Consider the following 26058-nt stretch of genomic DNA (forward strand, 5'->3'; position numbering starts at 1 on the left):
ATTACTTCACCTCTTTATGAATTTTTATATGCCTCTTAGGCGTTAACACTCTAATATTATCAATATCGTAAACGGCACCACCTTTACTGATAGGTTGCACATGATGCAGTTCATGTTTTACCCGACCACCTACTTGCTCACTTTCTCTAGGCGATGGAGCCTTGCCATTCTTAATATTCCCTAAATTACCAGATTTAAACTGTTCCGATAAAGTTGGATCTTTAGATATTTCCAACCATAAAGCCCTACGAAACTCACCAAAACTACTGAACTTCCTGCCACGTAATTTATCGGCAATCTGTACTGGGATGGGTGCTCCCAGCCCCTTACCCGCCTCTGCCAGCCAAACGCCTGCAACTTGCTGCCCACGACCGGTTACTTCACCCGGCTCATCCCGTGGCGTTTTAAGATAAATATACACCGGTTCCAGCCCCGACGCTGCCGGGAACCAAATGATGTAATCGTGGAAATCACCCTCTTCCAGAGCCAGAAATATTAAGCTCGGCTTGGTAGCCAGGAAGGTGATATCAGCCCCAGTATGCGACGGAACAACCGGTGCACTGGGCGGTTGTGGCAATACCGAGCTGATATCCATGCCTGGCGGTTTTGCTGGCGTAAAAATAAAGGTGCGTGGCGGCTGGCTGTCGGTGGTAAAAGTATAAACACCTTTTGACCTATCGAGCTGTGCTTGCCCGACCTTCACCTTAGCAGCAACATTTGCAGCTTGGGTTTTTACCGCATAAACACCGGTCCAATCATCCTTTTGGGCCATCAAAATTCGGACCGGAGAATCTACGTCACCTTGCTGTAGTAACGGCGCGCCAAGGGATAATCCTATGTCCCTGAGAGAGAAACTACCGACTAATGGCGGCTGATTCGCTCCTTCCCTATCATTATCCGAATAGAAGCCCGTACCAATAATGACAGCCATTGGATCGGCCAACGAACTTGTGTCTATGCTGCGAAATCGCTCCGATACCCGCCGTAATGAGGTACCTAAATGATTAGCAACCTGAGGACTTAATGTTATAGCACCCGCACCGCCTGCGGCAAAACTGGGAGAATGTGCGCCCCCTGGCGGATGAGCAGGTAAGGAGAAGGTATTTTGGGGAGTGACAGCCTGCTGTCTGGCGAGGTAGGCTGCCGCCAGTCGCTCACGTTCAACACGCTGTCTGGCGGGTGCTTCTACAATCCACCGGGCTTCGGCCTCAACCAGTTGCGCCCTGACTACCTGTATATGCTGATCAGCATTGTTGACTTCATTCTTGGCCGTATTTAACTCATGCTGGGCCTGATTTATATTGTCTCGCGCCGTCGTTAAACGCCGATATATCCGTTCTAATGTCGCAATATTTGTATCACGGGCATGTTGCTCACCCTGACTTTCTGACTGAAAGGTATACAAAAGAGGGTACATGACCATCGGCCCCTTTTGTAAAAAATAGTCTCGCGCAACCGCTGAATTAATCGATATATCCATCTTAATGGTTGTTTTTGAGTATTCAAACCAAGCTATAAGGTATTCCTCCATCGGAAATTTTTCCGGGTTTAAGAATGATTTACCCTCAGCCGTCTCCTTGACTGCATGCAATATTGCCTCTTTTTCAGCCACAGTCTGAATGGCACGTTGTTTTTCAAATAGAGCCTGTTGCACTTGTGGATACTTCGCATCCCATTGTGCTTGTTTTTGCCGATTTTCCTCCTCCACCTGTTTAATCTGCTCTGGTATTAGCACTGTCGTGACTGAAATATAGACAGGGTCAGTGTTCGCTTCTGCGGGGAAGTAGACAATCGCGTCATGGCTGTTACTTCCCAGTGGAGAAAATACCGGTGTTACAGGGCTATCCCTCACCTCACGAATACCGCTTGGTTGCGTTGCCGTGGGAGGGGAAGAACTCGTATCAATATGGATGTGGATAGGTGGCATCCCATTGAGGATCTGAGCGGTAAATACCCCTGTTCGATCAGTGGGTTTAGCCTGTACTACTGGCACCGTAATCGGCACATGTTTGGATTTCACTACCGCGATTTTCTGCACACCATCCTGTACCACATCATGCAGCCGGACATTAGCCACTACTGCTGATTGTGTGGGTAATTGTGCCAATGGCACGCTGATGATGCGCTCGGCAGGCAGGGTGACGACCGTGCGCCGGGTCACTGACATATCATCTTTCGCGATTTCAGAGGGTGCCAGCAACATGCCAACAACCCCGGCGAACCGCCCGACATAAGGCGCCGCGTCCACAGCAAACATCGCCATCCGCGTAAGAGCCAGATCAAGTGCCGCAGCAACTACCTTTGGTTTAAGCAGCGTAAACCCCCATTCACCAGCAACCAGTGATAGGGGAACGGCAACACCGGGGACTATTGCTACTTGTAGCTCTGGCCTTTGTGCCAGATTAGGGGGACTTGGAGGATTGCCGCGATGACGTGAACGGTTATTGCCACCTCGATTACCGCCAGAACGGCTACCGAACTTGCTTGGATTATAATTGCGAAGAGGTCCGTAGGGTGTTTGTGATACTCCCCATCCCTTGCCACTATTGGGGTTTCCGCCACCAAATCCTGTCGAGCCGCCCTTGACACCACCGGTTGGGCCACGAGCACCGTGGCCTGTGGTATTACTGTGTCCTTCTCCCATATCTTATTTCCTTATTTAAGGTTTTTATAATTAACGAGAATATTTACTGCTAAATCTATTGGTCTTTTCTCACCTCCTTAACATTATTTAAATGTCATGAGTTTTATTCTTTAGCTTTGCCAGACCCACAAATAAAAACACCCCGCTAATTAGCGAGGTGCGTTATTACCTTCATAAGAATATTATGATTAATAGCGTTTAATACTGAGTTTGTCTGCGATGTGTTAAACCACGATTAACACCTTACAAGATTTTTTTCGGGCCGGGATAGCATTAATTTAATAAATTTTCGCCTGCAAGATATGGCTTAAATTTGAGATAAAAAAAAGCCGCTACCATTATTTAATGGCAGCGGCCTGTTTCACGCAGAGTTAAACGCCGCTAAAAACCTGACGGCGTCAAAGACAAAAGGGACTTAGCCCGCAACTGCAATGCGCTTCATATCGGTCATATAGCCACGCAGTTTGTGACCTACGGCTTCAATTGGGTGGTTACGAATGGCTTCATTCACATCACGCAGTTGCGCGTTATCAACCGCAGTACCGGCAACGCTCTTACCCAAATCCCCTGCTTGCAGTGAATCCATGAATTTGCCTTTCAGCAACGGAACCGCCGCGTTCGCGAACAGATAGTTACCGTATTCAGCCGTATCAGAAATAACCACGTTCATTTCATACAAGCGCTTACGGGCAATGGTGTTGGCGATCAATGGCAGCTCATGCAGTGATTCATAATATGCAGACTCTTCGATGATACCGGAGTCAACCATAGTTTCGAATGCCAACTCAACACCGGCTTTCACCATGGCAATCATCAATACGCCGTGGTCGAAATATTCTTGCTCAGAGATTTTGCCTTCAAACTGTGGCGCATTCTCGAATGCTGTTCTGCCGGTCTCTTCACGCCAGCCCAGCAATTTAACATCGTCTTGCGCCCAGTCAGCCATCATACCGCTGGAGAAAGCACCGGAGATGATGTCATCCATATGCTTTTGGAACAACGGAGCCATGATTTCTTTCAACTGTTCAGACAGCGCATAAGCCCGCAGTTTAGCCGGATTGGACAGACGGTCCATCATCAGCGTAATCCCGCCTTGTTTCAGCGCTTCGGTAATGGTTTCCCAACCGAACTGAATCAGTTTCTCAGCATAAGCCGCGTCAGTACCTTCAGAAACCAGCTTATCGAAACACAGCAATGAACCGGCCTGCAACATACCACACAGGATAGTCTGCTCACCCATCAGATCAGATTTTACTTCCGCAACGAAAGAGGACTCCAACACACCCGCGCGATGGCCACCGGTTGCTGCCGCCCAAGCCTTGGCAATCGCCATGCCTTCGCCTTTAGGATCGTTTTCCGGGTGAACCGCGATCAGCGTCGGCACACCAAAACCACGTTTGTATTCTTCACGAACCTCAGTGCCAGGGCATTTCGGCGCTACCATCACAACGGTGATGTCTTTACGAACTTGCTCACCCACTTCAACGATATTGAAGCCATGAGAATAACCCAGTGCTGCACCATCTTTCATCAGTGGCTGAACTGCCTGAACCACTGCGGTGTGCTGTTTGTCTGGTGTCAGGTTAACCACCAAATCAGCCTGTGGGATCAACTCTTCGTAAGTGCCTACTTTGAAGCCATTTTCAGTCGCTTTACGCCATGAAGCACGCTTCTCGGCAATCGCTTCTTTGCGCAGAGCGTAAGCCACGTCCAGACCAGAGTCACGCATGTTCAAGCCTTGGTTCAGACCTTGTGCGCCACAACCGACGATCACCACTTTTTTACCGTTCAGGTAGCTTGCTTCATCGGCAAATTCGTCACGTGCCATAAAGCGACACTTACCTAATTGCGCCAACTGCTGACGCAGGTTCAATGTGTTGAAATAGTTAGCCATGGTATTACTCCGTTCGGGTTCTGTTTTGTGGGTGCAGCTATTTATTTTGGTTACTGCAAACGAATATTGTGTTTGTGTAGCTAATGTTGTGTGTTGCTGTTTTTCACATCCCCTGTCTGGTCCGGGGATTATCTTGGATTCACTATATGACAGGAAACACATTGCTGAAATTGATATATTAACAATGTGACGTTGCAAATTCTGCAATACAGTTTATTTCTTATGCAATACAATAGCTCTTCTCACCTAAGAGGCTGTCTGTTATGGATTTACGTGACCTGAAATTGTTTCTGCATTTGGCTGAAAGCCGCCACTTTGGCCGCACGGCTAAAGCTACACACGTCAGTCCATCCACCCTATCACGCCAGATTCAGCGGCTGGAGGAGACGCTCGGACAGCCCCTGTTTTTACGAGACAACCGCACGGTGCAACTGACCGATGCCGGTACACAGCTCAAGGCTTTTGCTCAACAGACATTGCTACAGTACCAACAGCTGCGCCATGCCTTGGGTCAGCACGGGCCATCACTCAGTGGCGAACTGCGGCTATTTTGTTCAGTCACCGCCGCCTATAGCCATTTACCCCCCATTCTCGATCGTTTTCGCGCACGTCATCCGTTGGTTGAAATCAAACTCACTACCGGTGATGCCGCCGATGCGGTAGATAAAGTGCAATCGAATGAGGCTGATCTCGGTATTGCTGGTCGCCCTGAAGTGCTCCCCACCAGCATCGCCTTTACCCAGATTGGCGAGATTCCACTGGTTTTGATTGCGCCAGCCCTGCCTTGCGCAGTGCGTTCACAGGTCTCGGTGGAGCAGCCCGATTGGGCCACGGTCCCCTTTATTTTGCCTGAGCATGGCCCATCACGAAAACGCATTGATTTGTGGTTCCGCCGCCAGCGCATCAGTAACCCATTGATTTATGCTACGGTTTCCGGCCATGAAGCAATTGTATCAATGGTAGCATTGGGCTGCGGTGTGGCACTGATCCCATCAGTAGTGGTGGATAACAGCCCGGAACCGGTGCGCAACCGCATTTCCTTGCTGGATGATATCTCGTTGGTCGAGCCATTTGAGCTGGGTGTGTGTGTGCCCAAAAAACGGCTCAATGAGCCGTTGATCGAAGCATTTTGGGGGCTGCTGTAGTTTACAATCGCGAAGCGTAATTTATGGCGGGAACAAGATTCCTCGGCCCCAGAGTTAAAGGATTACACATAGTCGCCTCCACAGGAGCAGGAGCGCTCTCTTTGGTAGGGAAACTGTTTATCGAATCGGTCAGTTGGCAGGTGTCGCTTTGCAAGTTGTTGGTAATGTTTACGTTGGGATAGGTATCAACCAGGTTATAAGTGATTTCACCAGCAGCATTAGTTTTCTGTTCAGCGCGGTGCGTTATATTATTTTTAGCATCGAAACTTTGTTTTACTACCACTGTTTCGCTCAATTGTACTGCCTTTTTAACTGGGTCATAACTAAAACTTTCAACGACCCTCTTAGTCATATTATTGTTAGAATCAAAGTGCTCGATAGCCTGATTTATCGTATTGGTAGCAGCATCAAAGGTTTTCACTTTAACCGTCTTATTGCTTGCAGCATCAATGTGTTCTCTTGTTACAATTTGCCTAACGATCTCCCCTTTGCGACGCGTTGTTTCAATTGTTGTCGTCCCATCACGCATTGAATAAGACCGAATTGAGTTTTGCAGAGGATTCAAACGGTTACTTAGCGGCGTAGGGGGTATGTAGTCAGGTACCGGTGACTTAATTGATGCCTTAATCAGGGCTAATGTTTCACTCATATAAAATCTCCATATATTATTCAAACCATGAGAAACAATAAACATTCAACAATGTGGTAATTAACTGCGATATTATTAATCTCAATTAATAAATCCACAGATGATATTACGCTGCACTAATACTGAATTTCATTTGGAATGCTTATTTTTGAGAATATATAAGAAGATTAAATATAACTAAGTGGAAATAAAAAACTCAGCGCTTATTAGCCCTGAGTTTTATTGTGGTTGATAGGTATTCACCGCCACTTCATCCAGCCAAAACTTAACCCGCCAAAAAGAACTTAAACGCCGGGTTGTTGGTTTCATCATGGCAATCATAGCCCAAAGCGGCCAAGTGCTCTTCAAATTGCGGCTCAGAATCTGACAACTCAAACCCTGCCAATACCCGACCAAAATCAGTGCCATGGCTACGATAGTGGAACAAAGAGATATTCCAGTGCGTACCTAATGTATGCAAGAACTTCAGCAATGCGCCCGGTGATTCAGGGAATTCAAAGCTGTACAGCCGCTCACGCAATGGTTTGGAAGGTCGACCACCCACCATATAACGCACATGCAGTTTGGCCATCTCGTCGTCAGATAGGTCCACCACCTGATAATCTTTTGCCTGTAGCTCAGCCAATATCTCTGCCCGCTCGGCATAGCCGCGCGTCAAACGTACCCCTACGAAAATGCAGGCATTATCGGCATCCGCATAACGGTAGTTGAATTCAGTGACCGAACGCCCCCCCAGCAACTCGCAGAAACGGAGAAAACTGCCTTTTTTCTCGGGGATAGTTACGGCCAGCAAAGCTTCACGCTGCTCGCCCAGCTCACAACGTTCTGACACATAGCGCAGACCGTGGAAGTTCACGTTAGCACCGGACAGCACATGGGCCAGACGTTCGCCTTTGATATTATGCTGCTGAACATACTTTTTCAGGCCCGCCAGCGCCAAAGCACCAGAAGGTTCGGCGATGGCACGCACATCTTCAAATAAATCTTTTACTGCCGCACAGATAGCATCACTGTCGACGGTTATCACCTCGTCCAAATACTCTTGGCACAGGCGGAATGGCTCATCGCCAATACGTTTAACGGCGACACCCTCGGCAAATAACCCAACACGGGCCAGGTCAACCGGCTTGCCCGCATCCAGTGCGGCACGTAAACAAGCTGAGTCTTCCGCTTCAACCCCGATCACTTTAATCTGCGGCATCAGTTGCTTGATAAGCACCGCCACACCGGCCACCAGCCCACCGCCACCGACCGGGACAAAAATCCGATCAAGGTGTGCGTCTTGCTGGAGTAACTCCATCGCCAGCGTCCCCTGCCCGGCGATAACGGCCGGATGGTCAAACGGCGGCACAAAGGTATAACCCTGCTGCTGGGATAACTCGATAGCTTTGCCTTTGGCTTCATCGAAATTGGCACCGAACAGCAGCACCTCACCACCAAAACCGCGCACGGCATCCACTTTGATGTCAGCGGTTGCTACCGGCATCACGATAAGTGCCTTGATACCCAGCTTACTGGCTGAGAGGGCGACACCTTGCGCATGATTACCGGCAGAGGCGGTTATCACACCACAGGCTTTCTGCTCTTCTGTCAGACCCGCCAGCATCGCATAAGCACCACGCAGCTTAAAACTGTGCACTGGCTGGCGATCTTCACGTTTAACCAAAATAGTATTAGCCAGGCGGGAAGAGATTTTTTCCATCACTTGCAACGGGGTGACTTGCGCCACCTCATACACCGGCGCGCGCAATATCGCCCGCAGATATTCTGCCCCGCAAGGGGCAGCAGATAAGGGTTGTGATACCGCCATGGGTATTAGCCTCCCAGCTTACTTTTGTCGCGCACAGCACCTTTGTCGGCGCTGGTTGCCAGCAGAGCATAAGCGCGCAGTGCATAAGAAACCTGACGTTCGCGGGCTTTAGGCGACCAGGCAGCATCGCCACGGGCTTCTTCCGTTTCACGACGAGCAGTCAGCTCAGATTCGCTCACATCCAACACAATGCCACGGTTCGGGATATCGATATCAATGAAATCGCCATCCTGCACCAGACCAATCAGGCCGCCACTGGCCGCTTCTGGTGAAACATGACCAATCGACAAACCAGACGTCCCGCCGGAGAAACGGCCATCAGTCAGCAAAGCACAGCTCTTGCCTAATCCCATGGATTTCAAATAAGTGGTCGGATAGAGCATTTCCTGCATCCCCGGCCCACCTTTTGGCCCTTCGTAACGGATAACGACCACGTCACCCGCCACAACTTTACCGCCGAGAATCGCTGCTACCGCATCATCCTGACTCTCATACACTTTTGCCGGGCCACGGAAGGTCAGGCTCTCTTTATCCACACCGGCGGTTTTAACAATACAACCGTTCGCGGCGATATTGCCGTACAGCACAGCTAAACCGCCGTCTTGGCTGTAAGCATGTTCGCGAGTACGGATACAACCCTCTTCGCGGTCAGTATCCAGTGATGGGAAGCGGCAATCCTGCGAGAAGGCTTTAGTGGTACGAATACCCGCCGGGCCCGCGGCGTACATCTGCTTGACCCCTTCGTCACCGGTAAGCATCACGTCATAGGTTTCCAGCGTATCGGTCAGATTCAGCCCCAACACATTACGCACCTCGCGGTTAAGCAAGCCAGCCCTGTCCAGTTCGCCTAAAATACCCATAACCCCACCTGCACGGTGCACGTCTTCCATATGGTATTTCTGCGTGCTCGGCGCGACTTTACACAAATGAGGCACCTGACGAGATAAACGGTCGATATCGCTAATATCGAAATCAACCTCCCCTTCCTGTGCTGCGGCCAGTAAGTGCAGCACGGTGTTGGTCGAGCCGCCCATCGCGATATCCAGCGTCATAGCGTTTTCAAATGCGGCTTTGTTCGCGATGCTGCGCGGCAAGGCACTAACATCATCCTGTTCGTAATAACGTTTAGTCAGCTCAACAATGTGCTTACCAGCATCGAGGAACAGTTGTTTACGGTCAGCATGGGTCGCCAACAGTGAACCGTTACCTGGCAGCGCCAGACCCAGCGCCTCATTTAAGCAGTTCATCGAGTTGGCAGTAAACATCCCCGAGCAGGAACCACAGGTCGGGCAGGCAGAGCGTTCAATCTGCTCACTGTCGGCATCACTGACATTCGGGTTTGCGCCCTGGATCATGGCATCCACCAGATCCAGTTTGATGATTTTATCGGACAGCTTGGTTTTACCCGCTTCCATCGGGCCGCCGGACACAAAGATCACCGGAATATTCAAACGCAGAGACGCCATCAGCATCCCTGGGGTAATTTTGTCGCAGTTAGAGATACACACCATGGCGTCCGCGCAATGAGCGTTAACCATGTATTCTACGGAGTCGGCAATCAATTCACGTGAAGGCAGTGAATAGAGCATGCCGCCGTGGCCCATCGCGATCCCATCATCCACCGCAATAGTGTTGAACTCTTTAGCCACGCCGCCAGACGCTTCAATTTGCTCCGCTACCAGCTTGCCTAAGTCGCGCAAATGAACGTGGCCCGGTACAAACTGGGTAAATGAGTTAACCACTGCAATAATCGGTTTGCCGAAGTCATCATCGGTCATACCGGTAGCGCGCCACAGTGCACGAGCGCCGGCCATATTGCGGCCATGAGTGGTGGTATGGGAACGGTACTTAGGCATTGTCTCTTCACTCCAATGTATTCTGTGTTGCAGGTGGCGAACGAACCACCTGCTGATTCTGTCTGTCAGTTTTTATTGATTATTGATTGATTGGATCCAGCCAACCGTACTTATCTTCAGTTTCACCGGTGAACAGGCCAAAGAATGCTTGTTGGATCTTGGTGGTAACCGGGCCACGTTTACCAATACCGACCTGAATACCATCCACGCTGCGTACCGGGGTAATTTCTGCCGCAGTACCGGACATAAAGACTTCATCCGCCAAATAGAGAGATTCACGTGACAACACTTGCTCACGCACTTCCAGACCCATATCTTTCGCCAGTTTGATAATCGCATCACGGGTGATACCCGGCAGGGCTGAAGAGGTAAACGGCGGCGTGAACAGGATGCCATCTTTTACTTCAAATAGGTTTTCACCCGCACCTTCAGACAAGAAGCCATGAATATCCAGCGCAATCCCTTCCTGATAGCCGTGACGGCGTGCTTCGCTGCCCACCAACAAGGAGGACAGGTAGTTACCACCGGCTTTTGCCGCAGTTGGAATGGTATTTGGTGCCACACGGTTCCATGAGGACACCATGGCATCAATGCCTTGCTCCAACGCTTCCGCACCCAGATAAGCACCCCATGGGAACGCGGCGATTATCACATCTGTTTTATAGCCATCTGGCGGGTTCACACCCATACCGACATCACCAATAAACACTAACGGGCGGATATACGCGCTGGTCAGATTGTTTTTACGCAATGTCGCACGGCAGGCTTCCATCAGCTCATCAACCGACTGGGAAACCGGCATACGATAAATTTTAGCTGAGTCATGTAAACGCTGCATATGTTCGCGGTGACGGAAAACTACCGGCCCTTTGTGGGAGTCGTAGCAACGGACACCTTCGAAGACTGACGTGCCGTAGTGTAACGCGTGAGACATCACGTGAACTTTAGCCTCTGCCCACGGAACCATGTCACCGTTAAACCAAATAAAATCAGCTTTCTTCGTCATTCTTTTCTTTCCTTGTGGCGCATCAGGCGCGTATCTGTAATGTATTAGGTTGTAGGATCTCGACGCAGGCGACATCCATAAGCTTACTTAACTGAGAAGACAGTAAATCGACAGGTCGCCCGCTGGCAACGGTCAATTCAATATTAATATTCTCAGCATTAATCATTGGCGACATATTCATAGCACAAACCTGGAAGCCACGGTGCCGCACAACCCGCAATACACGCTCTAACATTTCAGGGCGAAAGCGGGCTTGGATAGAGATTTGATGTTGGATAGAGGATTGATGGTGCATCATGAGATTTTCTCCAGCATGGTTTCATTACCTGCGCCTGGCGGCACTAACGGCCAAACGTTTTCGAGTTCGTCGATGGAAACCTGGAGCAGATAAGGGCCTTCGCTGTTAAACAGCGCATCCAGAGCGGCGTCGACTTGGTCTTTGCGGGTGATACGTTGGCCGGGGATATTAAACGCACTGGCCAGTGTGATGAAATCGGGGTTATCAGAAAGATTGGTTTCGCTATAACGTCCATCAAAAAACAGTTGCTGCCACTGTCGAACCATACCCAATCGCTGGTTATCTAATAATACGATTTTCAGCGGTAACTGTTTTCGTTTTATCGTGCCCAACTCCTGAACATTCATCATAAACGAACCGTCACCGGAGATACAGATAACCATGTCATCAGGACGGGCCATTTGTGCGCCAACCGCGGCCGGCACACCAAAACCCATCGTGCCCAAACCGCTGGATGTGATGAAATTCTCAGGTCGGGTAAAGTTCATATGCTGCGCCGTCCACATCTGGTGCTGGCCCACATCGGTAGTCACTACCGCTTGTGGTGCTTTGCGTTCAGATATCTGCTTCAGTAACAACGGAGCATAAATTGCCTGGCCAGGGTGATCGTAGCGCCAGCTATGCTGGTGTTTCAATGCCATGACCTCATCACGCCACGGCTGGATATCCAACGGTTGCTGTAATGCGGGCAGCAATACTTTCAAATCGCCCTGCAACGCGACATGCGCCTGACGCAATTTACCCAATTCAGCCGGGTCGATATCCATATGGATAACTTTTGCTTTTGCGGCGAATGTATTCAGCTTGCCGGTGACACGGTCATCAAACCGCGCGCCAACCGCTATCAATAAATCGCAATCCTGCACCGCAAAGTTTGCGGCTTTAGTGCCATGCATCCCCAGCATACCCAGATAGCACGGATGATTAGTATCCGGTGCGCCTAAACCCTTCAGAGTGGCAACCGCAGGAATACCCGTTACCTCGATAAAAGCACGTAAAGCAGGAACGGCCTGTGCCATGCCAACCCCGCCACCGACATACAACATCGGTTTTTGCGCGGTTGCCAGCATATCCCAGGCTTGTTGTAACTCGGCAGCAGAATCAACAAGATGCTCTTCAACTGGCATCAGGTGCGGGGTTAAATCACCCACAGCTAACTGAATATCCTTCGGAATATCGATTAAAACCGGTCCAGGGCGGCCACTGGTAGCAATGGCAAACGCCTCCGCCATGATACCAGGCAACGCCTCTAATGATTCAACCAGAAAACTGTGTTTGGTACAGGCAAGTGACAAACCCAATACGTCAATCTCCTGAAAAGCATCAGTACCGATTAAAGCAGACCCCACCTGACCGGTGATAGCAATGACCGGCACTGAATCCAGCAATGCATCAGCCAAACCGGTGATCAGATTAGTGGCTCCAGGGCCAGAAGTGGCAATACACACCCCGACTTTACCGGTTGCACGGGCATAGCCAATGGCAGCAATCGCAGCACCTTGCTCATGGCGGCAGAGCAAATGCTCGACACCACCATCATACAAAGCATCGTAGACAGGCATTATTGCTCCACCCGGATAGCCGAATACCGTATCAACACCCTGCGCACGCAACGCTTGAACCACCCACTGAGCACCATTCATAGTTATTTCCCCGACCTTTCGCGGGAGGCACAGGATTTTATTCTGTTGTGCATTTTATGTTCCTCGCGTCTTTAACGTACCAATAAAAAAACCCCCGGACCTTTCGGTGCGGGGGTTCTCTTGAGATTAAGGCTTGATTTTTATGCCTTTATTCGTCCAAGTGCAGCCCCGCACGGTGGGATAATAATCACCACCACGCTAATTAGGACTAGGTTAATCACTTGGACAATCGCTTTCATAATTAGGTTGTTCATCTGTCAGTGTCGAACGAATACCTACAGAGTTATCACAGTTATTGGTTATCTGACAATATTTATTTAAATTATTATTCTGTGAGCCGCTACACGATATGACACAAATATATTATTTATCAATTAGTAATACTCATATCAGTAGTTTGGCCATTTTTTGCGTACCGTATCGCAATTTTTAATTTTGATACTTCCCTTGCAGCGAAATTTCTCGCGAGCGTTCGCAAATCAATTCTTTTTCGCTGTACTCAAAAAAGACCTAGGGCACACTGCTGCGGCTACCTCATATCTCAGCCCGGTCGATTAATAAAAGTCCCGGTAGCCCTAAGGACACATCACGGCAAAGGAAAGCAGCATGTCACTGGCAACCATTCATACCCGCGCCACATTAGGCATTCAGGCCCCACCGGTTACAGTAGAAGTTCATATCAGCAATGGGCTCCCCGGATTGATTTTGGTTGGATTACCGGAAACCACCGTAAAAGAGGCTCGAGATAGGGTTCGGAGCGCATTAATCAACAGTGGATTCACCTTTCCGGCGAAACGTATCACTGTTAGTTTGGCACCGGCAGACTTGCCGAAAGAGGGTGGCCGCTATGATCTCCCTATCGCTTTAGCAATACTGGCAGCGTCAGAACAGATTCCTGCGGATAAATTAACCCACTATGAGTTCTTGGGTGAGTTAGCCCTATCAGGGGCGCTAAGGCGGGTTAGCGGCGCAATTCCGGCAGCACTCGCCAGTAGCCAAGTTCAGCGGCAATTAATTCTTCCGGTCGCGAATAATCTTGAGATAGGTCTTATTCCACAAGGTAACAGCCGGGTTGCCGATCACTTGTTAGCCGTGTGCGGTTTTTTACAGGGTGAAAATACCCTTGATCAGGGCCAGCTAGTTGAATCTACACCAGAGTGGGATAGCAGCCTCGACCTGCAAGATATCATTGGGCAGTCACAGGCTAAGCGAGCCTTAGAAATTGCTGCGGCGGGGGGCCATAACCTGCTATTACTCGGGCCACCAGGAACGGGCAAAACGATGCTGGCAAATCGGTTAACTGGATTATTGCCGCCGCTGACGGATCAAGAGGCATTAGAGGCCGCGGCCATTAACGGTCTACTGCACAGTAACGTGCTACCCGCCCAATGGCGTTGCCGGGCTTTTCGCGCCCCCCACCATAGCGCCTCAATGGCGGCACTGATTGGCGGTGGTTCTATTCCACGCCCCGGTGAAATCTCATTGGCGCACAATGGTGTACTCTTCCTGGATGAATTACCTGAATTTGAACGTCGGGTGCTGGATTCACTGCGCGAGCCACTGGAATCAGGCGAAATTATCATTTCTCGTGCAGCGGCTAAAGTGTGCTTTCCTGCCAAAGTGCAACTGATTGCCGCAATGAACCCCAGCCCCAGCGGCCATTATCAGGGTGTCCATAACCGTACACCGCCACAACAGATTCTGCGCTATCTGGCAAAATTGTCGGGGCCGTTTCTGGACAGGTTTGATTTGTCGATAGAGGTGCCATTGCTGCCATCAGGTATGCTGGGGGCTCAGAAACATCAAGGGGAAAGCAGTGAAACGGTCAGGCTACGAGTATTGCAGGCAAGGCAGAGGCAATTGGATCGAGCAGGGAAGATAAATTCTCAGCTTAATAGCCAAGAAATTGCCGAATATTGCTCCCTCACTCCTGAGAATGCGGCCTTTCTGGAGCAAGTTCTGCTGACGCTGGGTTTGTCGGTACGCGCCTGGCACCATATTTTAAAAGTAGCGCGGAGCATTGCCGATCTCGCTCAGGAGAATTACATCCAAAGAAATCATCTTTCGGAAGCACTGAGCTATCGTTGTATGGACCGGCTGCTGTTGCAGTTACACAAGAGCCTGATGTAAATAGGGGAGCAAAAAATCCACTATTATCAAACACCTCTCTGATATCCAAAGTCATTGGAATCGCAGGTAGGCTGCAAGCAAACGCATCCCGATGAGCTTACTCAAGTAAGTGATTCGGGTAAGAACGCGCCGCGAACACCCCTGTGGTTCCACTAACGAAGAGTATTATCCAAAGTCATTGGAATCACAGGTAGGCTGCAAGCAAACGCATCCCGATGAGCTTACTCAAGTAAGTGATTCGGGTAAGAGCGCGCCGCGAACACCCCTGTGGTTCCACTAACGAAGAGTATTATCCAAAGTCATTGGAATCGCAGGTAGGCTGCAAGCAAACGCATCCCGATGAGCTTACTCAAGTAAGTGATTCGGGTAAGAGCGCGCCGCGAACACCCCTGCGATTTCAAGGACGAAGGATAAGAGGGGATTAATCGTCGCTATCGGTATAATCTTCCACCGCATCCATCTGCGGCTTGCCGCCTGATAGAGTATGGAATCGTTTAGGACGACGAGTTCGGGTCACATATTTGGACCAGACTTTCTCCTCGGCACTGACGGGCTCACGTTCGCCGCGACAAACAGCAACAAACAACTGTTCTTCTTCCGTTACAGGCTGGCGTTTTCCGAGATCGAGTTCGTTGAAGGCGTAGCCATGGCGCTCTAGTAATTGCGCCTCTTTAATGGTGAAATCGCCGTGGCGCGAGAACCCGCGAGGATAATGCTTATTATCAAAAAAACGATTGGTCGTGATGAAGCTATCCGCCATCTGACACGCTCCTAATTCTCTCATGGTCGTGCTGTTTATGGCGCGGAGTATTAGATAGGCTTGACAGCGTGTAAAACAAAACATTTAAATCTTAACGACAAAAAAAATTGGAGATGGGTTTGGATACCGAATTACTGAAAACCTTTTTGGAGGTCAGTAGGACTCGCCACTTTGGTCGCGCTGCTGAATCTTTGTACTTAACACAGTCGGCGGTAAGTTTTCGTATCCGTCAGTTGGAAAATCAATTAGGTGCAAATTTATTCACTCGTCATCGCAATAATATTCGTCTGACACCTGCGGGAGAACGTTTGGTGCCTTACGCAGAAACACTGATGAGTACCTGGCAACTAGCCAAAAAAGAGGTTGCTCACTCACTACAGCATACCGAGTTGTCCATTGGTGCAACCGCCTCACTGTGGGAGGCATACCTCACTCCGTGGTTGCAACAATTATATAAACAACGAGAGGCATTGCGCCTTGAGGCGCGGATTGCACTGCGGCACTCGCTGGTGAAACAGTTGCACGAGCGGCAACTGGATTTATTGATAACGACCGAACCGCCTAAAATGGATGAACTGGCAAGCCAACTGTTAGGGCATTTTTCGCTGCGACTATTTTCTTTTGAGCCGATTGATTTATCGAAAGAAACTGAGCCAGACGCCGAGCATAAAAATGCAAATGAGGCACCTTACATCAAGCTTGAGTGGGGAGCTGATTTTCATCAGCAAGAGAATAGATTGCTGGAGAGCGAGCAAATGCCGGTATTAACGACCACATCAGCACATTTGACCCGGCAGCTATTGGAAACCACCGGTGGCTGTGCTTTCCTGCCCGAACACTGGCAAAAAGAATACCCTCAATTGGCCATGAACGCTGATATGCCAGCTATTATGCGGCCACTGTATGCTGTTTGGTTGCAAAACAGTGACCAGCAAACATTGATTCGACAACTGTTAAAAACACCGATGAATAACGCAGCTCAGAGCGCTATACGGGATTAAGTGGCGGCGACTGAGGGCGAGCACGCCGGTTCAGATAAAAAGCACTCATCGCCTTCTGAATCGCAATAAAGCTAAATAATAATATTCCGATGACAATTTTGGTCCACCATGAGCTAAGTGTGCCATCGAATGTGATATAGCTCTGAATCAACCCCTGAATCAAGACGCCAAACAGCGTGCCGAAAACTGTCCCGATACCACCGGTAAGTAATGTGCCACCGATAACGACTGCGGCAATGGCATCTAGCTCAACACCACTGGCTGCTAATGCATAGCCAGCAGAGGTATAGAGTGAGAAAACGATTCCCGATAGCGCGGCTAACGTGCTCGATAACATATAAATTTTAATTGTCGTTTGCCTGACAGGAACACCCATCAGTCCAGCAGAAACGCTATTACCGCCAATGGCATAAACATTATGGCCAAAGCGGGTTCGATGAGCCAACAGAATGCCAAATGCCACAACCATTAGCATGATGAAGGCTAATAATGTGAATCGCCCGCCACCAGGAACTTTCCAGGCATAATTCGCCAGCGTGGCATAAAGTGGGTGATCAATAGGTATCGACTCTTCAGAGACGATAAAACTCATACCACGAACGAAGAACATCCCAGCCAGAGTAATAATAAACGCAGGGAGTTTCAGAGAATCAATAATCCATCCCATCAATGCACCAAACATCGCCCCCATAACTAAGACAATGGCAAAAGCATACATTGGGTGAATACCATAAGTTCCGATTAACTTAGCCAATAACACGCCAGTAAATGCAATTACCGACCCAACCGATAAATCGATGCCGCCCGATAGAATAACGAAAGTCATCCCTACGGCGACGATGCCCAGAAAAGCATTATCAGTCAGTAAATCACACCACACTCGGGTGGAGGAGAAACTGGGGAACTGACTGAGACAAAAAGCGTATCCCAGAATAAAAACGGCGATAGTAATCAGCAAAGGAATATTGCGCTTTAACATTATTTTCGCCTCGTGAAGATATGGCTAAATGAGATCATCGGTGACTGCACAATCAAGACGGCTAATACCACAATAGCTTTAAGGACTAGGTTAAATTCTGGCTGATAACCTGAAAGTAAGATCCCTGTATTCATCCCTTGAATAATCAAAGCGCCAATAACCGAAAGCAAAAGATTAAACCGCCCTCCCATTAAAGATGCACCACCAATGACTACCGCCAGAATTGCATCCAGCTCCAGCCATAAACCAGCATTGTTAGCATCGGCACCACGAATATCTGCCGTCACAATAATGCCAGCGACCGCTGCACAGATACCACAAATCACATACACGGCAATCAGCACCAAGCGAGTACTCACTCCCGCATTACGTGCTGATCGTAAGTTGATACCAACGGACTCAATGAATAGACCCAGTGCTGTTTTTCGGGTCAATAACCACACTATAATCAACATACTAAATGCGATGACTACTGACATCGGCAAATACATCAGCGTGCTGCTACCCAACTTCGCCAAGCCACCCGTATCAAATGTAACAATCTGCCCCTCAGTAATAAGCTGGGCTATCCCCCGTCCTGCCACCATTAACATTAAGGTGGCCACAATCGGTTGGATTTGTAATACCGCCACTAAGAAACCGTTCCATAAACCACATAACGCGCCAACCGCAAGGGCGGCGACTAATACCGTGGGTAAAGGATATCCAGCACTGGTCAGTGTGGCTGCAGTTGCACCGGCTATTGCCATTACCGCACCAACCGACAAATCAATGCCGCCAGTAGCAATGACCAGTGTCATACCTAATGCCAGTAAAGCAACGGGAGCACCGCGATTTAGAATATCGATGACACTGCCAAACAACCGTCCATCCTGAATATGGATCGAGAAAAAGTTCGGGGCGACTAAACTATCAATCAATAAAATGACCGCCAGAGCACCAAATTGAGTGGCACCTTTCGGCAAGACCCATTTAACTTTGCGCGGTCGTTGCGGCATTGACAGGCTCCTATTAACCATGAAGTAACTCCTTATTGCACCGCGATCGCCTGCATGATGGCAGGAACGGAAATCTCATCGTGACCGAGTTGTGCAATATGTCGACGGTCACGCAGAACAATGACGCGATCGGCATAACCTGCCAATTCCTCTAATTCGGAAGAGATAATTAACAGTGCCAGCCCTTCATCACACAGTTTCTCAATCAGCCGAATAATTTCAGCATGCGCCCCCACGTCAATACCGCGCGTTGGCTCATCTAAAATCAAAAATCGAGGTTTTGTGGCAAGCCAGCGCGCTAATAAAACTTTTTGCTGGTTTCCACCGGAGAGATACTGAATTTGTTGCTCAGGGCCAGGAGTACGAATACCAAGCTGCTGAATGAATTGCTCAGCAATTTGCGTTTGTTCCCGCATTGAAAGTGGCCTTAGCCATCCGCGCTGGGCCTGTAAGGCCAGAATAATATTCTCCCGAACTGTTGCAGCACCGACGATGCCATCAGTTTTACGATCTTCTGGGCAATAGCCAAAACCGAATTTTGATGCCGTGCGTGGTGTTCGGATCTTAACGGGCTTGCCTTGTATTTTGGCCTCCCCAGTATCCGGTGTCGTAACACCAAAAATTAATTGCGCAGTCTCGGTGCGCCCAGACCCCAATAGCCCAGCAAGTCCGACAATTTCACCAGGAGAAACAGCCAAATCGAAGTTTTCCACCACACCCCGCCGACCATAGTTTTTAAACTCAACCAGTGGGTTGCTTGCCACAATATTATGTTCACCACGTTTGAGTAATTGCTCATCAAAGCTATGACCCAACATCATCTGAACCAATTCGATACGGGGAAGTTCTGCGGTTGTTTTAGTGCCAACAAGTTTGCCATTGCGTAAGACAGTAATACGATCACTGATCCGATAAACCTGATCGAGGAAATGCGTCACGAATACCATACCGATACCCTGATCTCGTAACTGACGCAAAATATCCAGCAACATACTGACTTCTTTAGCATCTAAACTTGCCGTTGGCTCATCCAGAATAAGTACTTTTGCTGATAGATCGACCGCACGAGCAATGGCGACAATCTGTTGTATTGCAATAGAAAAGTTAGCTAACGGTTGCTGCACATCTAATGTAAGACCATAGCCCGTTAGCAGCTTTTCTGCCTGTAGATTCATTGTGCGATGGTCAATTAGCCCCCAACGTAATGGCTCACGGCCAATGAATAGATTTGCCGCAACAGATATATTGGGCAGCAAGTTGACCTCTTGATAAACAGTGCCAATCCCCAGTTTCTGGGCATCCGCAGTATCAAGGGGACAAATGGCCTTACCATCTAAATAAACTTCACCGGCGGCCCGCTTATAGACCCCAGTTAATGCTTTGATTAAAGTCGACTTTCCTGCACCATTTTCCCCTAACAATGCGACAACTTCACCGCGAAGCAGAGAAAAATCGACAGAGTCCAATGCCTTAACACCAGGAAATTCAACTGACAAGCCACGGACTTCTAGCAGTGTTTCCATCAGATGTACCCACGTTCAAAAACGACTCAGATATTGCCCAAATACAGGTGACGAAAGCAGGCGGGGCAAGCCCCGCCATTTGAATCAATAACCAAGGCTCTTCTTAGATTCGTATTCCTGTTTAGCCGTATCAGGCTGTAACAGACGAGATTCTGTCTGGATAAACTTAGGCGGTTGGGTGCCATCTTTCTTCAGCGCAATTAATGCATCGAAAGCAGGGCCTGCCATATTCGGTGTCAACTCAACAGTAGCATTAGCCTCTCCGCTACTCATCGCTTTAAAAATATCAGGAACGCCATCGATGGATACAATTTTGATCTCTGAACCCGGCTTCAACCCGGCTTCTTTAATGGCTTGAATGGCACCTATCGCCATATCATCGTTATGTGCATAGACAGCACAGATGTTCTTACCGTTTTGCTCCGCTTTAATGAAACTCTCCATTACTTCTTTGCCTTTACTCCGTGTGAAATCCCCGGACTGAGAGCGAATTATTTTTACGTTAGGTGCCGACGCTATCCCGTCAGCAAAACCTTTCTTACGGTTAATAGCCACACTCGAGCCAACAGTGCCTTGTAGTTCAACAACATTACAAGGTTTACCTGCCACATCTTTCAGTAGCCACTCACCAGCGACTTTACCTTCATATACACTGTCTGAAGCCACTGCGGCGGTGTACAGGGAGGGGTCATTCACCTCTATCATTCGGTCAAGCAGGAATACCGGGATTTTAGCTTCTTTCGCTTCCTGCAAAACCGGTGTCCAACCCGTTGCAACCACAGGAGCAATAAAAATGGCATCAACACCCTGAGCAATAAACGATCTAACAGCCTTGATTTGGTTCTCTTGTTTTTGTTGAGCATCCGCGATTTTTAATGTAATACCGCGCTTTTCAGCCTCTTGTTTAGAAACCTTAGTTTCCGCAGAGCGCCAACCGGACTCTGAACCAATTTGAGAAAAACCCACGACTAGCGGAGCCGCTTGGACTGCACTACACATTGCCGCTGTTACAGCTGCTGCTAACAGTAAACGCCTGTACATATTTCTCTCCTCACTTGTCATCGTCGAGCCGCTGACTCACTACCATTCCGAAGAACAGTTAAGGTAATCATTCAGGTCATTTACTGTCCTGAGCATCGGCCAATTTGCAAATTATGTTGTTCTAAAAGCATATGATGTTTTTTAAGGTGAGCTTCCTGATAGCTAAAATGTTAATTAGTTTTAGTACATTTTGTAAAAGTAATAATGAGCAACGTCACACCACAGAATAACAATCGTTTTGTACATAAATTCAGCTAAATAGGTATGCATTGGGAACGTTACCTTTTAAAACTTTGTCAGGTTTAAAAAAGAACTGTTGTTAATGGCAGAATATTGTTCGAACAAAAAGATCTTTTCGGAATTGGTAAAATGGATGGAAAATATGAGGGAATAGAGGCCAGAACAGAGGTCAAGATAAAAGCAGAACTATGTTAAAGAAGTAGTGTAAGTGTATCGACGTATCATAAATGTACTAATTACGATTTTTGGGCATAAAAAAACCCCTCGCTTTCGCGAAGGGCTATTTATATGGCAGGGGCGGAGAGACTCGAACTCGCGACACCCGGTTTTGGAGACCGGTGCTCTACCAACTGAGCTACGCCCCTAAATTATGCTTAACATTATGCCTGCTAAGATAAGCAGGCATAATTTAAATAAGTGGCGGAACGGACGGGGCTCGAACCCGCGACCCCCTGCGTGACAGGCAGGTATTCTAACCAACTGAACTACCGCTCCACCGATTCTTTTACGCGTATCTTCCCGATACTTACCCTTGACAGGGCCAGCGCTCCGCGCTGTGCAAAACCGCTCTAAGCGATTTTGTCAGTTACCAGATGTCACTCTGGTAACTCGTGTTTGATGCCTGGCAGTGTCCTACTCTCGCATGGGGAGACCCCACACTACCATCGGCGCTACGGCGTTTCACTTCTGAGTTCGGCATGGGATCAGGTGGGACCACCGCGCTAAGGCCGCCAGGCAAATTCTGTCTAAACTAAACCCGCTATATGTCTCCACACAGCCAGCCAGCCCAATCTCGGAACTTCGCTGAAAATTTCTATCTCTCAAATCTAAAACACCTTTGGTGTTGTAAGGTTAAGCCTCACGGATCATTAGTACTGGTTAGCTCAATGCATCGCTGCACTTACACACCCAGCCTATCAACGTCATAGTCTTTAACGTTCCTTCAGGGGGCTTAAAGCCCCAGGGAAGACTCATCTCGAGGCAAGTTTCCCGCTTAGATGCTTTCAGCGGTTATCTCTTCCGAATTTAGCTACCGGGCAATGCCATTGGCATGACAACCCGAACACCAGTGATTCGTCCACTCCGGTCCTCTCGTACTAGGAGCAGCCCCTCTCAATCTTCCAACGCCCACGGCAGATAGGGACCGAACTGTCTCACGACGTTCTAAACCCAGCTCGCGTACCACTTTAAATGGCGAACAGCCATACCCTTGGGACCTACTTCAGCCCCAGGATGTGATGAGCCGACATCGAGGTGCCAAACACCGCCGTCGATATGAACTCTTGGGCGGTATCAGCCTGTTATCCCCGGAGTACCTTTTATCCGTTGAGCGATGGCCCTTCCATTCAGAACCACCGGATCACTAAGACCTACTTTCGTACCTGCTCGAGCCGTCACTCTCGCAGTCAAGCTAGCTTATGCCTTTGCACTAACCTCACGATGTCCGACCGTGATTAGCTAACCTTCGTGCTCCTCCGTTACTCTTTGGGAGGAGACCGCCCCAGTCAAACTACCCACCAGACACTGTCCTCACCCCGGATCACGGGGCCGAGTTAGAACATCAAACATTAAAGGGTGGTATTTCAAGGTTGGCTCCATGCAGACTGGCGTCCACACTTCGATGCCTCCCACCTATCCTACACATCAAGGCTCAATGTTCAGTGTCAAGCTATAGTAAAGGTTCACGGGGTCTTTCCGTCTTGCCGCGGGTACACTGCATCTTCACAGCGAGTTCAATTTCACTGAGTCTCGGGTGGAGACAGCCTGGCCATCATTACGCCATTCGTGCAGGTCGGAACTTACCCGACAAGGAATTTCGCTACCTTAGGACCGTTATAGTTACGGCCGCCGTTTACTGGGGCTTCGATCAAGAGCTTCGCCTTGCGGCTGACCCCATCAATTAACCTTCCAGCACCGGGCAGGCGTCACACCGTATACGTCCACTTTCGTGTTTGCACAGTGCTGTGTTTTTATTAAACAGTTGCAGCCAGCTGGTATCTGCGACTGGCTTCGGCGCCGGGAGCAAGTCCCATTACCTAATGCCAGCGTGCCTTCTCCCGAAGTTACGGCACCATTTTGCCTAGTTCCTTCACCCGAGTTCTCTCAAGCGCCTGAGTATTCTCTACCTGACCACCTGTGTCGGTTTGGGGTACGATTTAATGTTACCTGATGCTTAGAGGCTTTTCCTGGAAGCTTGGCATCAACTACTTCACCACCGTAGTGGCTCGTCATCACACCTCAGCGTTGATAAGCAACCGGATTTACCAAGTCGCTCCGCCTACATGCTTAAACCGGGACAACCGTCGCCCGGCTAGCCTAGCCTTCTCCGTCCCCCCTTCGCAGTAACACCAAGTACAGGAATATTAACCTGTTTCCCATCGACTACGCTTTTCAGCCTCGCCTTAGGGGTCGACTCACCCTGCCCCGATTAACGTTGGACAGGAACCCTTGGTCTTCCGGCGTGCGGGTTTTTCACCCGCATTATCGTTACTTATGTCAGCATTCGCACTTCTGATACCTCCAGCAACCCTCACAGGTCACCTTCAACGGCTTACAGAACGCTCCCCTACCCAACAACACCTAAGTGTCGCTGCCGCAGCTTCGGTGCATGGTTTAGCCCCGTTACATCTTCCGCGCAGGCCGACTCGACCAGTGAGCTATTACGCTTTCTTTAAATGATGGCTGCTTCTAAGCCAACATCCTGGCTGTCTATGCCTTCCCACATCGTTTCCCACTTAACCATGACTTTGGGACCTTAGCTGGCGGTCTGGGTTGTTTCCCTCTTCACGACGGACGTTAGCACCCGCCGTGTGTCTCCCGTGATAACATTCTTCGGTATTCGGAGTTTGCATCGGTTTGGTAAGTCGGGATGACCCCCTAGCCGAAACAGTGCTCTACCCCCGAAGATGAGTTCACGAGGCGCTACCTAAATAGCTTTCGGGGAGAACCAGCTATCTCCCGGTTTGATTGGCCTTTCACCCCCAGCCACAAGTCATCCGCTAATTTTTCAACATTAGTCGGTTCGGTCCTCCAGTTAGTGTTACCCAACCTTCAACCTGCCCATGGCTAGATCACCGGGTTTCGGGTCTATACCTTGCAACTAGACGCCCAGTTAAGACTCGGTTTCCCTACGGCTCCCCTATTCGGTTAACCTTGCTACAAAATATAAGTCGCTGACCCATTATACAAAAGGTACGCAGTCACCCAACAAAGTAGGCTCCCACTGCTTGTACGTACACGGTTTCAGGTTCTATTTCACTCCCCTCGCCGGGGTTCTTTTCGCCTTTCCCTCACGGTACTGGTTCACTATCGGTCAGTCAGGAGTATTTAGCCTTGGAGGATGGTCCCCCCATATTCAGACAGGATGTCACGTGTCCCGCCCTACTCATCGAGTTCACAGCAAGTGTGTTTTGGTGTACGGGACTATCACCCTGTACCGTGCGACTTTCCAGACGCTTCCACTAACACACAAACTGATTCAGACTCTGGGCTCTTCCCCGTTCGCTCGCCGCTACTGGGGGAATCTCGGTTGATTTCTTTTCCTCGGGGTACTTAGATGTTTCAGTTCCCCCGGTTCGCCTTGCATGGCTATGTATTCACCATGCAATAGTGCAACGAATTGCACTGGGTTTCCCCATTCGGGTATCGTCGGTTATAATGCTTCATATCAGCTTACCGACGCTTTTCGCAGATTAGCACGCCCTTCATCGCCTCTGACTGCCTAGGCATCCACCGTGTACGCTTAGTCGCTTAACCTCACAACCCAAAGGTGTTTCTTCTGTTCAAGTCGGTTGCGCGTCGTGAATACAGCGTTGTGCGGTACTCGGAATGCTCATGAACATGAAGTTCACTCCGCTTCCTCCGTGCCGTACGCCTTGCCTTCACTTAGCTCACGCGACTCTCTTCATCAGAATGCACATTGGCATTGCGATTATTTGAGAGACTCTAATACAGGTTAATCCTTACCTCAGTAATTCTACGGAGAGATAAGTTTCAGCTGTATTGTTTCAATTTTCAGCTTGTTCCAGATTGTTAAAGAGCAATATTTCACAACACACTGTGCCTTACGACCGCAGTACGTTTTGAAATAGTTTTTTTATATGGTGGAGCTAAGCGGGATCGAACCGCTGACCTCCTGCGTGCAAGGCAGGCGCTCTCCCAGCTGAGCTATAGCCCCATATAAAAAGCAAAATACCTTATCGGCATAACTCATTCTCAGACAAGGCGCAGTCACGCGACGTTTATGGGTATAAACGAGTGTGTCTGTAACGCACTATGAGGATGAGTTGGTGGGTCTGAGTGGACTTGAACCACCGACCTCACCCTTATCAGGGGTGCGCTCTAACCACCTGAGCTACAGACCCAACAAGGTACTAAAGCCCGACTAATCTCTCAGTCCGGCCTTATTTGCTCGTTACTTTCTATCAGACAATCTGTGTGG

General features: G+C 49.2%; 17 protein-coding genes, 4 tRNA genes and 2 rRNA genes. 3 read left to right on the top strand and 20 right to left on the bottom strand.

All coding sequences use genetic code 11. The features are described from left to right. Position 1: 1 nt before the first annotated feature. Both V1953_RS20410 and ilvC read right to left on the bottom strand, forming a co-directional pair. Positions 2–2644: a colicin-like bacteriocin tRNase domain-containing protein gene (locus V1953_RS20410; RefSeq protein WP_442851251.1), complete on the bottom strand. Its 2643-nt coding sequence runs from the start codon at positions 2642–2644 to the stop codon at positions 2–4. A 415-nt stretch (positions 2645–3059) separates the two neighbouring features. Further along, the gene (gene ilvC / locus V1953_RS20415) at positions 3060–4538 is read right to left on the bottom strand and encodes a ketol-acid reductoisomerase (protein WP_083161846.1); all 1479 of its coding nucleotides are present in this window, start codon (positions 4536–4538) and stop codon (positions 3060–3062) included. A 263-nt stretch (positions 4539–4801) separates the two neighbouring features. Here ilvC and ilvY point away from each other — a divergent pair, with 263 nt between their 5' ends. Further along, positions 4802–5683, top strand: a complete 882-nt coding sequence (ilvY, locus tag V1953_RS20420) for an HTH-type transcriptional activator IlvY (RefSeq protein WP_005190304.1) — start codon at positions 4802–4804, stop codon at positions 5681–5683. 1 nt (position 5684) lies between these two features. On the opposite strand, the gene V1953_RS20425 is transcribed toward ilvY, so the two are convergent. The 7 genes from V1953_RS20425 to ilvL all read right to left on the bottom strand — a co-directional run bounded on the left by V1953_RS20425 (position 5685) and on the right by ilvL (position 13184). Beyond that, positions 5685–6332, bottom strand: coding sequence for a hypothetical protein (locus tag V1953_RS20425; protein ID WP_420073695.1), 648 nt, complete (start codon positions 6330–6332; stop codon positions 5685–5687). Positions 6333–6597: 265 nt separating this feature from the next. After that, positions 6598–8142, bottom strand: coding sequence for a threonine ammonia-lyase, biosynthetic (gene ilvA, locus V1953_RS20430; protein WP_083161842.1), 1545 nt, complete (start codon positions 8140–8142; stop codon positions 6598–6600). Positions 8143–8147: 5 nt separating this feature from the next. Beyond that, positions 8148–9998 carry a dihydroxy-acid dehydratase gene (gene ilvD / locus V1953_RS20435; protein ID WP_083161840.1) on the bottom strand — a complete coding sequence of 617 codons (1851 nt, stop codon included), beginning with the start codon at positions 9996–9998 and terminating at the stop codon, positions 8148–8150. A gap of 79 nt (positions 9999–10077) precedes the next feature. Continuing rightward, entirely contained in the window at positions 10078–11004 is a 927-nt protein-coding gene (locus tag V1953_RS20440) for a branched-chain amino acid transaminase (RefSeq protein WP_083161838.1), read from the bottom strand. A gap of 22 nt (positions 11005–11026) precedes the next feature. Then, positions 11027–11299, bottom strand: coding sequence for an acetolactate synthase 2 small subunit (gene ilvM, locus V1953_RS20445; protein WP_372560674.1), 273 nt, complete (start codon positions 11297–11299; stop codon positions 11027–11029). Continuing rightward, a complete protein-coding gene (gene ilvG / locus V1953_RS20450; RefSeq protein WP_083161836.1) occupies positions 11299–12945 on the bottom strand; it encodes an acetolactate synthase 2 catalytic subunit in 1647 nt (548 codons plus the stop codon). The genes ilvM and ilvG overlap by 1 nt, the downstream gene beginning before the upstream one ends. Positions 12946–13085: 140 nt before the next feature. Then, positions 13086–13184, bottom strand: a complete 99-nt coding sequence (ilvL, locus tag V1953_RS20455; protein ID WP_071817873.1) for an ilv operon leader peptide — start codon at positions 13182–13184, stop codon at positions 13086–13088. Between the two features lie 367 nt (positions 13185–13551). On the opposite strand from ilvL, the gene V1953_RS20460 reads away from it, so the two are divergent. Further along, entirely contained in the window at positions 13552–15075 is a 1524-nt protein-coding gene (locus tag V1953_RS20460) for a YifB family Mg chelatase-like AAA ATPase (protein ID WP_083161834.1), read from the top strand. A gap of 421 nt (positions 15076–15496) precedes the next feature. On the opposite strand, the gene V1953_RS20465 is transcribed toward V1953_RS20460, so the two are convergent. Continuing rightward, positions 15497–15835, bottom strand: coding sequence for a DUF413 domain-containing protein (locus V1953_RS20465; RefSeq protein WP_005190326.1), 339 nt, complete (start codon positions 15833–15835; stop codon positions 15497–15499). A 119-nt stretch (positions 15836–15954) separates the two neighbouring features. On the opposite strand from V1953_RS20465, the gene hdfR reads away from it, so the two are divergent. Next, positions 15955–16836, top strand: a complete 882-nt coding sequence (gene hdfR, locus V1953_RS20470; protein WP_442848259.1) for an HTH-type transcriptional regulator HdfR — start codon at positions 15955–15957, stop codon at positions 16834–16836. Here the strand turns inward: hdfR and yjfF are convergent. The 10 genes from yjfF to V1953_RS20520 all read right to left on the bottom strand — a co-directional run bounded on the left by yjfF (position 16823) and on the right by V1953_RS20520 (position 25981). After that, positions 16823–17815 (bottom strand): galactofuranose ABC transporter, permease protein YjfF, encoded by a 993-nt coding sequence (gene yjfF, locus V1953_RS20475; RefSeq protein WP_083161832.1) that lies wholly within the window; start codon positions 17813–17815, stop codon positions 16823–16825. The genes hdfR and yjfF overlap by 14 nt on opposite strands. Next, positions 17815–18834, bottom strand: a complete 1020-nt coding sequence (ytfT, locus tag V1953_RS20480; RefSeq protein ID WP_083161830.1) for a galactofuranose ABC transporter, ATP-binding protein YtfT — start codon at positions 18832–18834, stop codon at positions 17815–17817. The genes yjfF and ytfT overlap by 1 nt, the downstream gene beginning before the upstream one ends. An 11-nt stretch (positions 18835–18845) precedes the next feature. Next, positions 18846–20336, bottom strand: a complete 1491-nt coding sequence (ytfR, locus tag V1953_RS20485) for a galactofuranose ABC transporter, ATP-binding protein YtfR (RefSeq protein WP_083161828.1) — start codon at positions 20334–20336, stop codon at positions 18846–18848. A gap of 84 nt (positions 20337–20420) precedes the next feature. Then, positions 20421–21377, bottom strand: coding sequence for a galactofuranose ABC transporter, galactofuranose-binding protein YtfQ (gene ytfQ, locus V1953_RS20490; RefSeq protein ID WP_005162730.1), 957 nt, complete (start codon positions 21375–21377; stop codon positions 20421–20423). A 529-nt stretch (positions 21378–21906) separates the two neighbouring features. Beyond that, a tRNA-Trp gene (locus V1953_RS20495) sits at positions 21907–21982 on the bottom strand. Positions 21983–22035: 53 nt separating this feature from the next. Next, positions 22036–22112: transfer RNA gene (locus V1953_RS20500), tRNA-Asp, on the bottom strand. Between the two features lie 125 nt (positions 22113–22237). Then, positions 22238–22353 (bottom strand): 5S ribosomal RNA (rrf, locus tag V1953_RS20505). A gap of 112 nt (positions 22354–22465) precedes the next feature. Beyond that, a 23S ribosomal RNA gene (locus V1953_RS20510) occupies positions 22466–25373 on the bottom strand. A gap of 345 nt (positions 25374–25718) precedes the next feature. Next, positions 25719–25794 (bottom strand) — tRNA-Ala (locus V1953_RS20515). Positions 25795–25904: 110 nt separating this feature from the next. Then, positions 25905–25981 (bottom strand) — tRNA-Ile (locus tag V1953_RS20520). Positions 25982–26058: the final 77 nt, after the last annotated feature.

Source organism: Yersinia sp. 2541 StPb PI, assembly GCF_052217145.1.
Taxonomy (GTDB): Bacteria; Pseudomonadota; Gammaproteobacteria; order Enterobacterales; family Enterobacteriaceae; genus Yersinia; species Yersinia enterocolitica_E.

Excerpts from the sequence above, each read along its gene's own strand:
- V1953_RS20465 (WP_005190326.1), bottom strand. The coding sequence starts at position 15,835 with ATGGCGGATAGCTTCATCACGACCAATCGTTTTTTTGATAATAAGCAT.
- V1953_RS20440 (WP_083161838.1), bottom strand. The coding sequence starts at position 11,004 with ATGACGAAGAAAGCTGATTTTATTTGGTTTAACGGTGACATGGTTCCG.
- V1953_RS20425 (WP_420073695.1), bottom strand. The coding sequence starts at position 6,332 with ATGAGTGAAACATTAGCCCTGATTAAGGCATCAATTAAGTCACCGGTA.
- V1953_RS20410 (WP_442851251.1), bottom strand. The coding sequence starts at position 2,644 with ATGGGAGAAGGACACAGTAATACCACAGGCCACGGTGCTCGTGGCCCA.
- V1953_RS20460 (WP_083161834.1), top strand. The coding sequence starts at position 13,552 with ATGTCACTGGCAACCATTCATACCCGCGCCACATTAGGCATTCAGGCC.
- ilvD (WP_083161840.1), bottom strand. The coding sequence starts at position 9,998 with ATGCCTAAGTACCGTTCCCATACCACCACTCATGGCCGCAATATGGCC.
- ilvY (WP_005190304.1), top strand. The coding sequence starts at position 4,802 with ATGGATTTACGTGACCTGAAATTGTTTCTGCATTTGGCTGAAAGCCGC.
- ytfQ (WP_005162730.1), bottom strand. The coding sequence starts at position 21,377 with ATGTACAGGCGTTTACTGTTAGCAGCAGCTGTAACAGCGGCAATGTGT.
- ilvG (WP_083161836.1), bottom strand. The coding sequence starts at position 12,945 with ATGAATGGTGCTCAGTGGGTGGTTCAAGCGTTGCGTGCGCAGGGTGTT.
- ilvL (WP_071817873.1), bottom strand. The coding sequence starts at position 13,184 with ATGAAAGCGATTGTCCAAGTGATTAACCTAGTCCTAATTAGCGTGGTG.
- ytfR (WP_083161828.1), bottom strand. The coding sequence starts at position 20,336 with ATGGAAACACTGCTAGAAGTCCGTGGCTTGTCAGTTGAATTTCCTGGT.
- ilvM (WP_372560674.1), bottom strand. The coding sequence starts at position 11,299 with ATGCACCATCAATCCTCTATCCAACATCAAATCTCTATCCAAGCCCGC.
- yjfF (WP_083161832.1), bottom strand. The coding sequence starts at position 17,815 with ATGTTAAAGCGCAATATTCCTTTGCTGATTACTATCGCCGTTTTTATT.
- ilvA (WP_083161842.1), bottom strand. The coding sequence starts at position 8,142 with ATGGCGGTATCACAACCCTTATCTGCTGCCCCTTGCGGGGCAGAATAT.
- ytfT (WP_083161830.1), bottom strand. The coding sequence starts at position 18,834 with ATGGTTAATAGGAGCCTGTCAATGCCGCAACGACCGCGCAAAGTTAAA.
- ilvC (WP_083161846.1), bottom strand. The coding sequence starts at position 4,538 with ATGGCTAACTATTTCAACACATTGAACCTGCGTCAGCAGTTGGCGCAA.